This is a genomic window from Streptomyces siamensis, assembly GCF_039543605.1.
In the GTDB taxonomy this organism is placed as follows: Bacteria; Actinomycetota; Actinomycetes; order Streptomycetales; family Streptomycetaceae; genus Streptomyces; species Streptomyces siamensis.
This window is the reverse complement of record NZ_BAABKB010000036.1, coordinates 16,983-31,823: the sequence shown is the minus strand read 5'-3', so window position 1 is coordinate 31,823 and position 14,841 is coordinate 16,983. Positions and strand designations below refer to the sequence as shown.

Below are 14,841 nucleotides of genomic sequence, written 5' to 3'. Positions count from 1 at the left end.
AAGGCCGCACCCACCGTGTCCTCCGCCCCCCTCGCACCCAAGCGCTCCCGCTCCCGCGCCCGCCGTCTCACCCCCGGTGACCGGGTCTTCCTCGCGATCGTCATCGGCATCCCGCTGGCCGCCCTGCTCTTCTTCGTCTGGCTGCCCGCACTGGCCTCCCTGGGACTGTCCTTCACCACCTGGGACGGCATCGACCTGGCCGACATCCACTGGACCGGCTTCGACAACTACCAGCAGATCTTCGGCAATTACCCGCCCTTCTGGCCGGCCGTCCGGCACAACGTCATCTGGCTGCTGTTCACCGCGCTGCTGCCCACGCCGTTCGGCATCTTCCTCGCCTACCAACTCGACCGGAGGATCCGCTTCACCCGGATCTACCAGACCGCGATCTTCCTGCCGATGGTGCTGTCGCTGGCCGTCGTCGGCTTCATCTGGGAGATCATCTACAACCCGGACACCGGACTCCTCAACGGCATCCTGAACGCCGCAGGACCGGGCCACCACATCGACTGGCTCGGCAACCCGGACCTCAACCTGTGGGCCGTGCTCGTCGCCTCCGGCTGGCGACACACCGGCTACATCATGATCCTCTACCTGGCCGGACTGAAAGGCTTCGACCCGGCACTCAAGGAGGCCGCCGCGCTCGACGGCGCCAACGGCCGGCAGACGTTCCTGCGCGTGGTCTTCCCCGCGCTGAAGCCCGTCAACGTCATCATCCTGGTCGTCACGGTCATGGAGTCCCTGCGGGCCTTCGACATCGTGTACGTCCTCGGCGGCGGCGTCGGAAGCAAACCCGGCATGGAACTGCTGTCCCTCCTCATCACCGACAACATCATCGGCGAGTCCAGCCACATCGGCTACGGCTCCGCCCTCGCGGTCGTCCTGCTCCTGGTCTCCCTCGCCGCCATCGGGACCTTCCTCGTCCAGACGTTCCGCAAGGAGGACCAGTGACCACGACCCTCACCCGGCCCGCCTCCGACGTGCAGGAACCCCGGACGCGGCCGGCACCCGGCAGGCCCAGGCGGCAGACAGGGCGTCACCTGATGCTCGGCGGCATCGCGCTGCTCTGGCTCGTCCCGCTGCTGTGGGCCGTGTACACCTCGCTGCGCCCCTACTCCGACACGGCGAAGCACGGTTACCTCTCCTGGCCGCACAGCCTGGGACTCGGCAACTTCACGGACGCCTGGAACCAGTCCGGCATGCCGCACTTCTTCTGGAACTCCGTCCTCATCACCGTCCCGTCGGTCCTCGGCACCCTGCTCTTCTCGGCAGCCGTCGCCTTCTTCGTCTCCCGCTTCGACTTCCGCTGGAACATCGTCCTGCTGATGCTCTTCACGGCGGGCAACCTCCTCCCGGCACAGGTCCTCATCACCCCCCTGTACCGCCTCTACCTCCTCATCCCGCTGCCGGAGTGGATGAGCGACTCGCTCCTGCTGTACAACTCCGCCTGGGGCATCATCGCCATCCACATCGCATACCAGTCGGGGTTCTGCACCTTCGTCCTCAGCAACTACATGAAGACGATCCCCAAGGAGATCTCCGAGGCGGCACTCGTCGACGGCGCGCCCGTCTGGCGGCAGTTCTTCCAGATCATCCTGCCGCTGTGCCGCCCCGCCTTCGCGGCCCTCGCCACCCTCGAATCGATCTGGATCTACAACGACTTCTTCTGGCCGCTCGCGCTCGTCGAGACCGGCGACAAGCGGCCCATCACCTCGGCCCTGGCCAACCTCCAGGGCCAGTACTTCACCAACCCCAATCTGATCGCGGCCGGTGCGCTGATGACCGCGATCCCCACGCTGCTGGTGTACTTCGCGCTCCAGCGCCAGTTCATCAGCGGACTCACCATCGGCTCGGGCAAGGGCTGAGCCGCCACGACGCCGGAGTCCCACCGCGTCCCCCGCCCCCGCTGACACCGTCCCAGGAGGTCCGACCCATGCGGTCATCCTCGTACCCCGTCATGCCCGTCCTGAGAACCATGGCCGTCCTCGCCCTCACCGCGGGCCTCGCCACAGCCGTCCCGGCGTCGGCACACGCCGGCCCCGGCGCGGCGCCGGCGCCGCCCGGCACCGCGCCCACGGCCGACGCCCCCGCCCTGGCCGCCAAGCCGTACATGGGCTGGTCGAGCTGGAGCATGCAGTCGTCCAAGTACCCGGGCCTCAACCCCGACGGCGACTACAGCTACCTCACCGAGGCGAACGTCCTGAAGCAGACCGACGCCCTGGCCGCCAAGCTCAAGCCGTACGGCTACGAGTACGTCAACATCGACGCCGGCTGGTGGCGCGACCTGTCGTGGAAGCCCGAGTTCGACCAGTACGCCCGCCAGAAGGCCGACCCAGGCCGCTTCCCGCACGGCATGAAGTCCGTCGCCGACCGCATCCACGCCAAGGGCCTCAAGGCCGGCATCTACCTGCCCGTCGGCCTGGAGAAGGAGGCCTACAACGACGGCAAGTCGCCCATCCACGACGCCGAGGGCTGCACCACCGGCGACATCGTCTACGGCGATCTGCGCACCACCAACGGCTGGGACAGCGCCTACAAGCTCGACTTCTCCAAGCCGTGCACCCAGAAGTACGTCGACTCCCAGGCCCGGCTGCTGGCCGACTGGGGCTACGACTTCCTCAAGCTCGACGGCGTCGGACCGGGATCCGGCAAGAGCGGCGACCAGTACGACAACGTTGCCGACGTCGCCGCCTGGCAGAAGGCCATCGCCGCCGCCGGACGCCCCGTGCACCTCGAGGTGTCCTGGTCGCTCGACATCGGACACGCCGCCGACTGGAAGAAGTACTCCAACGGCTGGCGCGTCGACACCGACGTCGAGTGCTACTGCAACACGCTCGTCAGCTGGGAGAACTCCGTCGACGACCGCTGGGACGACACCCCCGGCTGGACCCGGCACGCCGGACCCGGCGGCTGGAACGACCTCGACTCCCTGGACGTCGGCAACGGCGCCATGGACGGCCTCACCAAGGCGGAACGCCAGAGCTACGCGACCCTGTGGGCCATCGCCAAGTCCCCGCTCTACACCGGCGACGACCTCACCCGCCTGGACGCCTACGGCCTCTCCCTGCTGACCAACCGCGAGGTCATCGCCGTCAACCAGGGCAGCACCCCGCCCGCCCGACCGGTCACCCCCTCCGACGCGCAGCAGGTGTGGGCCTCGAAGAACGCCGACGGCAGCTACACGGTCGCCCTCTTCAACCTCGCCGACGAGCCCGCCGCCGTCACCGCTCACTGGGCATCGCTCGGCCTCACCGGCAAGGCCGCGGTGCGGGACCTGTGGAACCACGAGAACCTCGGCACCTACCAGGACAAGGTGACCCAGGCCCTGCCCGCCCACGGCTCGCGCCTGTTCACCGTCACCCCGCGCGGCGGCGCCCTCAAGGCCACGGCGTACGAGGCCGAGGCCACGGCGAACACCCTCGCCGGCAACGCCTCCGTGGCCGACTGCTCCGCATGCTCCGGCGACCACAAGATCGGCAATCTCTACCTCGGCGGCAGCCTCCGCTTCAACGACGTGACCGTGGACAAGGCGGGCACCTACCTGATCAAGGTCGCCTACGTCAGCGGTGACGCCCGCTCCGCCGACATCTCGGCGAACGGCAACAAGGCCACCTCGCACAAGTTCCCGTCCACGGGCGACTGGGGGAGCGTCGAGAGCGTGAGCGTGCCCGTCGCGCTCAAGGCGGGCAGCAACACGATCACCTTCGACAGCGGTTCGGGCTACGCGCCCGACATCGACCGGATCGACGTACCTCAGTCCTCCTGAACCCGCGGGGCCCCGGCACCTGACGGCCGGGGCCCCGCCCTGCCCCGGAGACACGTATGGACACCGCACCCGGAAGCCACCCCAGCAGACGCCGCCTGCTCTCCCTCGCCGCCGTGGCCGGAGCCGCCACCGTCCTCGGCACCCTGCCCGCCTTCACCGCCTCCGCCGCACCGCAGCGCCCCACCACGGCACCCGGCCCGACCGCCGGCCCGCACCACGAACTGTGGTGGCGGGCGCCCGCGGACGAGCACTCGATGATCCGGCAGGGCCTGCCCCTCGGCAACGGCCGACTGGGCGCCCTGGCGGGCAACGACCCGGGCCGGGAACTCCTTCTGATCACCGACGCCACGCTGTGGACCGGCGGACTCAACGGCACCCTCGACTCGGACGGCCAGTTCCCCTACTCCCGCGACGACTTCGGATCCTTCACCCTCCTCGCCCGCCTCGCCGTCGACATCCCCGACCACGACCTGTCCGCGGTCAGCGACTACCGGCGCGCCCTCGACCTCACCCAGGGCCTCGTCACCACCACGTACCGGCGCTCGGGCACCACGTACCGGCGCAGCATGTTCGCCAGCCGCCCCGACGACGCGATCGTCCTGCACTTCGATCAGAGCGGCGGCGGCAGTTACAGCGGCACCGTCACCCTGGACGGCACGCACGGCGAGAACGTGAAGGGCCTGTCCTTCGGCGGCACGCTCCCCGGTGGTCTGCGCTACGGAGCCGCGGTGAAGGCGTACGGCAGCGGCGGCAAGGTGACCGTCGACGGCCCCCGGATCACCTTCACCGACTGCAGGAGCCTCACCGTGGTGGTGAGTGGAGGCACGAACTACCGGCCCGACGCAGCCACCCACTACCGTGACCCGTCCCTCGACCCGGAGCGGCTCGCCCGCACCAAGGCCGGCGATGCCGCCGCGCACAGTGCCGCCACCCTGTTGCGCACGCATGTCGCCGACTACCGGGCCCTGTTCGCACAGCAGGACCTCTCGCTCGGCACGTCCTCCGCCGAGCAACGAGCCCTGGACACCTGGGAACGCCTCCAGGCCCGTGCCAGGGACGACGCCCCCGACCCCGAACTGGAGGCCGCCTACCTTCAGTTCGGCCGGTATCTGATGATCTCCGGCTCACGGGGCAGTCTGCCGCTGAACCTCCAGGGTCTGTGGCTGGACGGCAACGACCCCGACTGGATGGGCGACTACCACACCGACATCAACCTCCAGATGAACTACTGGATGGCCGACCGCGCCGGACTGTCGGGCTGCTTCGACGCGCTCACCGACTACTGTCTCGCCCAGCTGCCCTCGTGGACGGACCTCACCCACCGCCTCTTCAACGACCCGCGCAACCGCTACCGCAACTCGACCGGAAAGATCGCCGGCTGGACGGTCGCCATCTCCACCAACGTCCACGGCGGCATGGGCTGGTGGTGGCACCCGGCGGGCAACGCCTGGCTCTGCAACAGCCTGTGGGAGCACTACGAGTACACGCGCTCCCGGGCCCACCTCACGAAGATCTATCCGATGCTCAAGGGTGCCTGCGAGTTCTGGGAGGCGCGGCTGCTGACCACCACCCTGCCGGACACCGGCCAGGAGGTGCTCGTGGCCGACAGCGACTGGTCGCCCGAACACGGCCCGCTCGACGCCAAGGGCATCACCTACGCCCAGGAACTGGTGTGGGCGCTCTTCGGCAACTACCTCGCGGCAACCAAGGAGTTGGGGAAGGACAAGGCGTACGCCGAGACGATCGACTCCCTGCGCGAGCGGCTGTACCTTCCCCGGGTGAGTGACAAGACAGGCTGGCTGGAGGAGTGGATGTCACCCGACAACCTCGGCGAGACCACCCACCGACATCTGTCACCCCTCGTGGGGCTCTTCCCCGGGGACCGCATCCGGCCGGACGACTCCACACCCAAGGCCGTCGTGGACGGGGCCACCGCTCTGCTCACCGCCCGCGGCACGGAGAGCTTCGGCTGGGCGAACGCCTGGCGTGCCCTGTGCTGGGCGCGCCTGAAGAACGCCGACAAGGCGTACCAGCTCGTCGTGAACAACCTCCGCCCCTCGACGAACGGCAGCAACGGAACGGCACCCAACCTCTTCGACATCTATGAAGTCGACAAGGGCCGCGGCATCTTCCAGATCGACGCCAACTTCGGCACCCCCGCCGCGATGATCGAGATGCTCGTCCACTCACGCCCCGGGCACCTCGAACTCCTGCCGGCGCTGCCCGACGCCTGGGCCACGTCGGGCTCGGTCACCGGAGTCGGCGTACGCGGCGGCTTCGTCGTCGACCTGAGCTGGCGCGACGGCACACCGACCGAGGTACGGATCCACAGCGTCGGCGGCGGGACGACGACCGTGGCGCACGGCAGCACCTCACGGCAGGTCACCGTGGCGCCCGGAGCGTCCGTCACCCTCCGCGGGTTCGACCGATGACGGCGCGCCCGGGAGCACGCCGGACGGCCGTCGCCGTCGCCACGCTGCTCGTCACCGCCCTCGGTGGACCGGCGTGCGCGACCACCGTCCAGGGACACACCGTCAAGGGGCCCACCACCGCGGTGTCCGCGGCCCGGACGTCCTCCGCCCCGGCCCGGACGTCCTCGACCCAGGCCCGCGCCGCACACGGTGACGTCATCACCTGGGGCGCCGGCGCCGACCGTGTGGGTGGCGCGGTCGCCGACCACAGCTACCGGCTCGTCGTGCACACGAGCGCCGGCGGGGACCAGGCCCGGATCCGGCTCTCCAACGCGTTCGGCGACGGGCCCGTGACCTTCGACAGCGTGTACGCGGGCCGACAGAGCGCCGGCGCGGAACTCGTGCACGGCAGCAACCGGCGCCTGACCTTCGGGGGCGCGGCGTCCGTCACCGTGCCCGCCGGAGCCACCGCGTACAGCGACCCGCTGCCCGGCCGGCTGCCCGCCGCGACCGACCTGGTCGTCAGCCTGCACACGGCCCGCGCGGAGGGCACCGCGACCGGGCACGGGATGGCCATGCAGACCTCGTACGCGGCCCCCGGCGACCACACGGCGGAGGAGGGCGCAGCCAACTGGACCGAACGGATCGGCTCCTGGTTCTACCTCGACGCCGTCACCGTCCGGGCGGCCCCGGACACCTCCGCCGTCGTCACGCTCGGCGATTCCATCACCGACGGCTGGCAGTCGAGCAGCGACCTGAACCGCCGCTGGCCCGACTACCTCGCCCGTCGCCTCCAGCAGGCGGGCGGACCCGTCCGGGGTGTGGCCAACGAGGGGATCTCCGGGAACAAGGTCCTCGCGGACGGCGCCGGACAGAGCGCCCTCAACCGACTGCAACGCGATGTGCTGTCCCATCCGGGGGTCCGCACGGTCTTCCTCTTCGAGGGCGTCAACGACATCAAGGCCCATACCGGTGTCACCGCCCAGGACATGATCGACGGCTACCGGAAGATCGTGGAACGGGCGCACGCGGCGGGCAAGTGCGTCGTCGGGGCCACCATCGCTCCCTTCAAGGGCTGGTCCGAATGGGACGCGGCGGCGGAGGCGGTGCGGGTCGAGGTCAACGCGTTCATCCGGGACGGCGGCCTGTTCGACGCCGTCACCGACTTCGACCGGACGCTGCGCAGCCCCTACGACCACGAACGCGTGCTGCCGTTCTTCGACGGCGGCGATCACCTGCACCCCAACGACAAGGGGATGCAGGCGATGGCCGACGCGGTCGAGCTCGGGAGCCTGACCTCGTGCTGAGGCCGGGCCCCCGTCACGCGGTCAGGGGTAGGACACCACCGTGGACGGCACGGTGGAGGTGCCCGAGGTCGGCGACCCCGTGTCGTTGATGACGCGTTCGTACTGTCCGTTGCCGCCGAGCGAGACCACCAGGAGGTCGTGGAACTTCACGCCCGGCACGTTCGGTGCCGCGAACCCGTGGTGCTGCACGATCGTCGGATCGACGTTGTAGTAGCAGTAGCTGCCCAGGCCCCATCCCTCGTGCGTGGTCACGGAGTCGGCGACCTTGTAGGCCGCGTACCCCTTGACCGAGCCGTTCTGGATGGCGGCCTGGTTCGGCGCGTCGTACGCCTTCTCGTTCTGGAAGAAGACGGTGCGGCCCCGCTGGCCGTACCACTGGACGTCGTACTTGTTGAAGTGCTCCACGAAGAGGCCGGTGGCCAGCACGTCGTCGCCGTTGACTCGGATCCCGTAGTCGGCGCGGTTGGTCTCCCACCCGACGCCGGTGCCGTGGTCGGCGCGCCAGATCCAGGTGTGGTCGACGATGGTGTGGCGACTGTTGACGACCATGCTGGTCGTCGCCTTGCCGGGGCCGGCACCGCCGATGCGCACGAAGACGTCCTGCACGGTGGTCGGGTTGGCCGAGTGGTTCGCCGAGGCGCCGGCGGGCCCGACCTCCAGCAGGGTGGCCGAGTTGACCGGACCGGCGTCGATGAGGAACCCGGCGAGCCGCACGCCGTCCACGTCGGCCGTCTTCATCGCGGTGACGCCGTTGTCGGGGATCAGGGTGGCGTAACCGAGGCCCAGCACCACGGTGTTGGCGCGGTTGACCTCGATCGGCCGGTCGAGGTGGTAGATCCCCGGCGTGAGCAGCAGGTGCAGGCCCTGGGCGAGTGCCGCGTTCAGGGTGGCGGCCGTGACACCGGGCTTGGCCACGTAGAACTGGCTGAGCGGCAGCGACGAACCGCGCGGGGTGCCGCTGCCCCAGGTGGTGCCGCGCGCGTTGGTGCGCTTCTCCGGCAGGAAGACGCGGTACTCGCTGCCGTTGAGGTACAGGAAGGGCTTCTCCCGGGACACCGGAGTGGTCTCGAGGGTGGTGTACGGCGGGTTGGGGAACGACTGCGCCGGAGCACCCTGCACACCCGAGAAGACCATGTTCCAGACGGCGTTGACCCAGCCGCCCACCGAGCTGTCGCGGGTGTACCACTGCTGCTGCGAGTACGGACCCACCTGGCCGTCGATGCGGCTGTCGGCGATGTAGCCGCCGCTGGCCCAGCCGTATCCGTTCGGGGCGAGGTTGAGGCCGCCGCGGACATGCATGCGGCGGAAGGGCGCCGCCTGTGCGACGGCCCAGCGGTTGGTGCCGTTGACCGGGACCAGCGCGAGGTTCTCGGCCGAACGCCAGAAGTTCTGGGTGGCGTTGCCGTTGAACCAGCCGGCGTCGACGGTCACGTCGCCGTTGATCGTGGTGTCGTCCGGTGACAGGCCGAGACCGGCGATCGAGGTGTAGAAGCCGAGCTGGGCGTTGAGCCCGTTGTACGTGCCCGGCTTGAACAGCAGCGCGTAGCGGCCCGTGCCGAACTGTGCGGACTCCTGCTGACGGAAGACCTCGTCCAGCCTGCCCTGGATGTTCGGGGTCGACGGGTCGAAGACGATGACGTTCGGGCCGAGATCGCCGCCGCCGGGGAGGGCCAGCGGCTTCTTGGCGGGGGTGGCGGACGCCGGTGACGACAGAGCGAGCAGTGCCGGGGCCGCGGCGGTGGCGGCCATCGCTCCGAGAACGGCCCGTCGGGCCGGCGCGGACCGGCCGGAGTCGGGACCATCTGTGGGGATTCGGGGCATGGGGGCGACTCTCCTGGTTCAGGAAGTGAACGATGGAAGGTGCGGGGAGCGCTCTCTTGCCGATGCATGCTTCATCCGCGTGAACACAGCGTCAAGAGTTGTCACAGCAGTCCCGCAGATTGATGCCTTTTCAACCGCCAACTCTGTTCGCTTTTGCGGTAGTTCACTGACGAATGCGTTCGACCGGATCTGCTGCGCGGACGGCGAATGTGTTCAAGAGGTGCTCCCAAGGCGGCTGTTGGGCCGTCGAAGCGGTTTCCCGAGCGCATCTCCGGTCCGGAGAACGGGCCTTCAGGAGAGCGCTCTATACCCCCGCGGGGCTGGGCAGTTAGGGTGCGGGAATGAGCAGACAGGCACCCACGCTGGAGGACGTCGCGCGGGAGGCCGGCGTCTCGCGTGCCACCGTGTCCCGGGTCATCAACGGCGTCCGCAGCGTGGATCCCGCACTCCAGGACGTGGTCCGGCAGGCCATCGAGCGCACGGGATACGCACCCAACCGGGCCGCCCGGTCACTGGTCACCCGCCGGACCGAGACGGTCGCCCTCATCGTGTCCGGCGCGGGCGACGTGGCCGACGAGGAGGAGAACGCCTTCACGGCACAGGTGTTCGCCGACCCGTTCTTCGGCCGCGTCGTCACCGGAGTGGTGGCACACCTGCGGCCCCGCTCCATGCACCCGCTGCTCATGTTCGCCGACTCCGCGCGCACCCGGCAGCAGGCCCTGAACGACCTCCGGCAGGGCAGCGCGGACGGCGCCCTCGTCGTCTCCACGCACGCCGACGACCCGCTGCCCGCACTGCTCGCCGACGCCGGGGTCCCCACGGTGCTCTTCGCCCGGCCGTCCCGGCCGGTGCCGCTCAGCTATGTCGACCTGGCCCACCGGGACGGCGCGCGCATGGCCGCCGAGCATCTGCTGGACCGGGGATGCCGGAAGATCGTCACCGTCACCGGACCGCTGGGCGTGTCGGCGAGCCAGGAGCGGCTCGCCGGATTCCGCGACACGATGGCGCGCCGGGGCCATCCCTACGTCCCCGTCGCGGAGGGCGGGTTCACGCTCGACAGCGGCATGGCCGCGATGTCCGGCCTGCTCGCCGAACACCCGTACGTGGACGGCGTGTTCGCGGCCAACGACCTGATGGCCCAGGGCGTGTGCCAGATACTCCGGGAGCGGGGCAGAAGCGTGCCGGACGACGTCGCGGTCGTCGGTTTCGACGACTCCGCCGCGGCGGTGGCCTGCCGCCCGCCGCTGACCACGGTGCGCCAGCCGGTCGAGGAGATGGCGTCGGTGATGGCGCGGCTCCTCACCGAGCACATCCAGGGAGTACGCACCGAACCCACCTCCGTGATCTTCGATCCGGAACTCGTGGTGCGCGCATCCGCCTAGAGCCCGCCCGATGGTTCCCGGCGTCGCGGGCGGGCGCCGTCGGACGGCCCCTGGGCCATGCCAGGCTCGAACCGTGTCCCCGTGCAGGGCCCCGCCGACGGTGACGGACACTGGACCGTCAGCACGAGTGCGGGACCGGCGAGCGGGTGGGCCGGCGAGGGAGAGGCAGGCGCATGACCGACCGGATCACCGTGGGCGTGGACGGATCGCCCGAGAGCCGGGCCGCGCTGGCCTGGGCGGGCCGGGAGGCCGTCCGCCGCGGACTGCCGCTGCGGCTGGTCCACGTCTGGCACTGGGCACCCCACGACGTGATCGGCGGCGGCGACCGTGAGGACCACGCGCGCTGGGCGCAGGACATGGTGCGCGAGGCGGCGAGCTCCCTCACCGACCGGCACTCCGGTCTGGAGGTGACCGCGGAGGTCCTGGAGGGCGCCGCCGTCGAACTGCTGCTGGCGGAGGCGGCCGCGACGCGGGCGCTGGTCCTCGGATCACGCGGATACGGCACCATCGTCGGTTTCCTGCTCGGCTCCGTCGGGCAGCAGGTGATCGCCGAAGCCCCCTGCCCGGTCGTCCTGGTCCGCGCCGACGACCATGCCCCGGCGGAGGCGGCCGGCCGCGAGATCGTCGTGGGGCAGCAGGGCGGACGGGACGACAGCGCCGCGGCGCTCGGGTTCGCCTTCGAGACCGCCGCCGCGCGCGGCGCCGCCGTGCGTGCCGTCAGGGCGTGGAGCCTGCCGCCCGTGTTCGCCTACAGCCCCGGCTCGCTGAAGATGCTGGACGAGGCCGGGGGCCTGGAGCCGTACGAGCGCGAGGCGCTCGCGGAGGCGCTCCAGCCGTGGCGGGAGCGGTTCCCCGGTGTGCCCGTCACCCAGCACGTCGAACTGGGCAGCGGTGGACAGGTGCTGCTGTCGCTGGCGGGGCGGGCCCAGCTGATGGTCGTCGGCCGGCGTGCCCACCGCTCGGCGGTCGGGTCACGGATCGGTTCCGTGGCCCACGCGGTGATGCACCATGCGGACTGCCCGGTGGCGGTCGTGCCGCACGCCTGAGGGGTGCCGCGGGCGGGTCCCGGTGGCGGGGGTCGCCGTCCCGCTGGGGCGCCCGAGGCCTCCTTGTCGGTCGGCACCGCGCTGACCGGTGCACCTGCGCCCGCCTTCGGTTCATTCAAGTTCCGAAGGCAGGGCGGGGTGTGAGAGCGCTCCCGGGAAATTTTGGCGTGAACTATTGACGGCACCATGACACTCGGGTTGACTCCCCGCCCAGCGCCGGTACCGGTTCCGGTTCCGGTTCCGGTACCTGTGCGTGAAGCCGCGATCCCCGTGTGCCGGGAGGCAGTTGTGGCCGTGACCATCGCCGATGTCGCCCAGGCGGCCGGTGTCAGCAAGGCGACCGTCTCCCGGGTGCTCGACACGCGCGGGGAGGTCGGCAGGGCAACGGCCGCACGGGTCCGCCAGGTGATCGACCGTATGGGTCATGTACTCAGCTCCGGCACCGTCGGCCTCGCCCGCGGCCGCGCGGTGGGCATGCCGGTGCCCTCGCCGACCTGGCCGCTGGTCCTCACCGGCCCGTCGCGGTTCGGCTGCGTACGCGACCGGCTCGCCGGGTTCCGCGACACCTGCGCCGCCCACGGCGTGGGCCTGGACCTGGTCGTCGAGGGCGACTTCACCGGGGCGGACGGGCGCGCGACCGTGCGCCGACCGCCGGCCGAGGGAAGGGAGTTCGACGCCGTCGTCGCCCACAACGACCTCGCGGCGCTCGGCGTCCTGGGCGCTCTGCGCGACGCCGGGCTCCGGGTGCCGGACGACATCGCGGTCATCGGGTTCGACGACATCCCGGTGGCCCGGCACACCGAGCCCGCACTCAGCGCGGTCCGCCAGCCCATGCGGGAGACGGGGGAGGCGGCCGTCCGCATCCTCCTGACCCACCTCGAAGGCCAGGACTGGCCGCTCACCCCGGTCGTACTGCCCACGACCGTGATCGCGCGCCGGTCGGCACCGGCGCTCTAGGCACCTCCCGCGCACCTCACCGACCGACGGGGGCCACGCCCCCGAAACCGCGGCTCGACGGCACCGGCCCCTCCCGGTGCGGCGCGCCGTCCCATCGACGACCGCACATGAGCACCCGCGCGCTGTCGCGCGCACGAGTACGTCCCGCACGGACCGGCACCCCCAACCTCCCCCAGGAGAGCCGCATGCCAACCCGTACCCACCGCACCCTGCTCACCGCCCTCGCCACCCTGTCCGCCCTGTCCCTGCTCTCCGCGGGCACGGCCCTGGCGGCCACGGCGCCCGAGCCCGCGGCCGTGGCCGCCGACGCGAACTGGGACACCGACCGGGCGGCGACCGCCTACGCCGCGAACCCCGCCGCGGTCGCGGCCTCGGGCAGCGAGAACGCAGGCACCGCGCCCGGACTCGCCTTCGACGGCAACGCCACCACCCGCTGGTCCAGCCAGTTCGCGGACGACGCCTGGATCCGCGTCGACCTGGGCGCCACCCTGCGCATCGACCGTGTGGTCCTGGACTGGGAGGCCGCCTACGGCAAGCGCTACGTGCTGGAGGTCTCCAAGACCGGCACCGACTGGACGCCGTTCTACACCGAGACCGCCGGAACCGGGGGATCGGTCACCGCGCACACCTACCCGCAGGAGGTCACCGGCCGGTACGTGCGGATGCGCGGCGTCGAACGGGCCACGCCCTACGGCTACTCCCTCTACTCCTTCAAGGTCTACGGCGGCGAGCCGGCCCCCGCCTCGACGACCCGCTCCAACCTGGCCCTGAACCACCCCGCCTACTCCAACCTGTACCAGCACGCGGGCAATTCACCGGCGTTCGTCACCGACGGCGGCTGGCCCGCCGACCTCAAGGGCGACTCCACACGCTGGTCCAGCGACTGGAACGCCGACCGGTGGATCTCCGTCGACCTCGGCGCGACCTCGACCATCAGCAGCGTCGACCTGTACTGGGAAGCCGCCTACGCCGTCGACTACGAACTCCAGGTCTCCGACGACAACAGCACCTGGCGGACCGTCCACCGGCCGACGGCAGCCGAGGTCGCGGCCCGCCGCGCCGATGTGAAGGCTCCGGGCGACGCGGCCGGGCGCCACGACACCGTCACCCTGCCGCAGCCCGTGACCGGCCGCTACGTACGCATGCTCGGCAAGGAACGCCGGTCGTTCTACAACCCGGCCCCCGCGACGGCCCAGTTCGGCTACTCCCTCTACGAGTTCCAGGTCTGGGGCACCGGAGGCAGCGCCGCCGCCGCGTACCCGGCGCTGCCCGGCGAACAGCAGGGCACGTACCGTACGGCGTTCTTCGACGACTTCACCGGCGCGGGACTCGACCGCTCCAAGTGGCGTGTCGTCAGGACCGGTCAGGAGATGGGCCCGGTCAACGGCGAGTCGCAGGCCTATGCGGACTCGGCCGACAACATCAGCACCCAGAACGGCAGCCTCGTCCTGAAGGCCAAGTACTGCAAGGGCTGCACCCAGGCCGGGGGAGGCACGTACGACTTCACGTCCGGACGCGTCGACACCAACACCAAGTTCGACTTCACGTACGGGCGGGTCAGCGCCCGGATGAAGCTGCCCGTCGGCGACGGCTTCTGGCCCGCCTTCTGGCTGCTGGGGAGCAACGTCGACGATCCGTCGGTGTCGTGGCCGGCGTCCGGGGAGACGGACATCATGGAGAACATCGGCTACGCGGACTGGACCAGTACGGCGCTGCACGGACCCGGCTACTCGGCCGACGGCAACATCGGCGCCCGCCAGACCTACCCGGCCGGGGGCCGCGCCGACCAGTGGCACACCTACGCCGTGGAGTGGACCCCGACCGCGATGCGCTTCTACGTCGACGACACCCTCGTCCAGGAGACGACGCGCAACAAGCTGGAGTCCACGCGGGGACAGTGGGTCTTCGACCACAACCAGTACGTCATCCTCAACCTCGCCCTCGGCGGCGCCTACCCGGCCGGCTGGAACAAGGTCACCACTCCGTACTGGGGACTGCCGCAGTCGAGCGTCGACCGCATCGCCGCCGGGGGAGTGCAGGCCGAGATCGACTGGGTGCGGGTCGAGCGGAAGGGGTGACACGTCCGCGGGGACGGCCGCCCCGGATCCGCCGGGACGGCCGCTCCCGCGCCGGCCGTGGCACCGCGTACCG

At 70.8% G+C, this 14,841-nt stretch carries 10 protein-coding genes; 9 read left to right on the top strand and 1 reads right to left on the bottom strand.

All coding sequences use genetic code 11. From position 1 onward, the window contains the following. The first annotated feature begins 15 nt into the window (after nt 1–15). From ABEB03_RS35950 to ABEB03_RS35930, 5 genes are all read left to right on the top strand, one after another. On the top strand, nt 16–951 hold the full coding sequence (locus ABEB03_RS35950) for a carbohydrate ABC transporter permease (RefSeq protein WP_345657095.1): 936 nt from the start codon (nt 16–18) through the stop codon (nt 949–951). Then, nucleotides 948–1,865, top strand: a complete 918-nt coding sequence (locus tag ABEB03_RS35945; protein WP_425589352.1) for a carbohydrate ABC transporter permease — start codon at nt 948–950, stop codon at nt 1,863–1,865. Before ABEB03_RS35950 ends, ABEB03_RS35945 begins: the two co-directional genes overlap by 4 nt. Before the next feature lie 68 nt (nt 1,866–1,933). Beyond that, entirely contained in the window at nt 1,934–3,766 is a 1,833-nt protein-coding gene (locus tag ABEB03_RS35940) for an alpha-galactosidase D (protein ID WP_345657094.1), read from the top strand. Nucleotides 3,767–3,822: 56 nt separating this feature from the next. Then, nucleotides 3,823–6,198 (top strand): glycosyl hydrolase family 95 catalytic domain-containing protein, encoded by a 2,376-nt coding sequence (locus ABEB03_RS35935; protein WP_345657093.1) that lies wholly within the window; start codon nt 3,823–3,825, stop codon nt 6,196–6,198. Next, nucleotides 6,195–7,484, top strand: a complete 1,290-nt coding sequence (locus ABEB03_RS35930; RefSeq protein WP_345657092.1) for an SGNH/GDSL hydrolase family protein — start codon at nt 6,195–6,197, stop codon at nt 7,482–7,484. The genes ABEB03_RS35935 and ABEB03_RS35930 overlap by 4 nt, the downstream gene beginning before the upstream one ends. Nucleotides 7,485–7,505: 21 nt before the next feature. Here ABEB03_RS35930 and ABEB03_RS35925 read toward each other — a convergent pair whose 3' ends face one another. After that, a complete protein-coding gene (locus tag ABEB03_RS35925; protein WP_345657091.1) occupies nt 7,506–9,305 on the bottom strand; it encodes a coagulation factor 5/8 type domain-containing protein in 1,800 nt (599 codons plus the stop codon). Nucleotides 9,306–9,646: 341 nt separating this feature from the next. Between ABEB03_RS35925 and ABEB03_RS35920 the strand changes: the two genes are divergently transcribed. The 4 genes from ABEB03_RS35920 (at nt 9,647) to ABEB03_RS35905 (ending at nt 14,768) form a co-directional block, all read left to right on the top strand. Then, complete coding sequence (locus ABEB03_RS35920) at nt 9,647–10,687, top strand: LacI family DNA-binding transcriptional regulator (protein ID WP_345657090.1); 1,041 nt, start codon at nt 9,647–9,649, stop codon at nt 10,685–10,687. A 173-nt stretch (nt 10,688–10,860) separates the two neighbouring features. Continuing rightward, nucleotides 10,861–11,733 carry a universal stress protein gene (locus ABEB03_RS35915; protein ID WP_345657089.1) on the top strand — a complete coding sequence of 291 codons (873 nt, stop codon included), beginning with the start codon at nt 10,861–10,863 and terminating at the stop codon, nt 11,731–11,733. 288 nt (nt 11,734–12,021) lie between these two features. Then, complete coding sequence (locus tag ABEB03_RS35910) at nt 12,022–12,690, top strand: LacI family DNA-binding transcriptional regulator (protein ID WP_345657088.1); 669 nt, start codon at nt 12,022–12,024, stop codon at nt 12,688–12,690. 185 nt (nt 12,691–12,875) lie between these two features. Next, on the top strand, nt 12,876–14,768 hold the full coding sequence (locus tag ABEB03_RS35905) for a discoidin domain-containing protein (RefSeq protein ID WP_345657087.1): 1,893 nt from the start codon (nt 12,876–12,878) through the stop codon (nt 14,766–14,768). Nucleotides 14,769–14,841 lie beyond the last annotated feature (73 nt).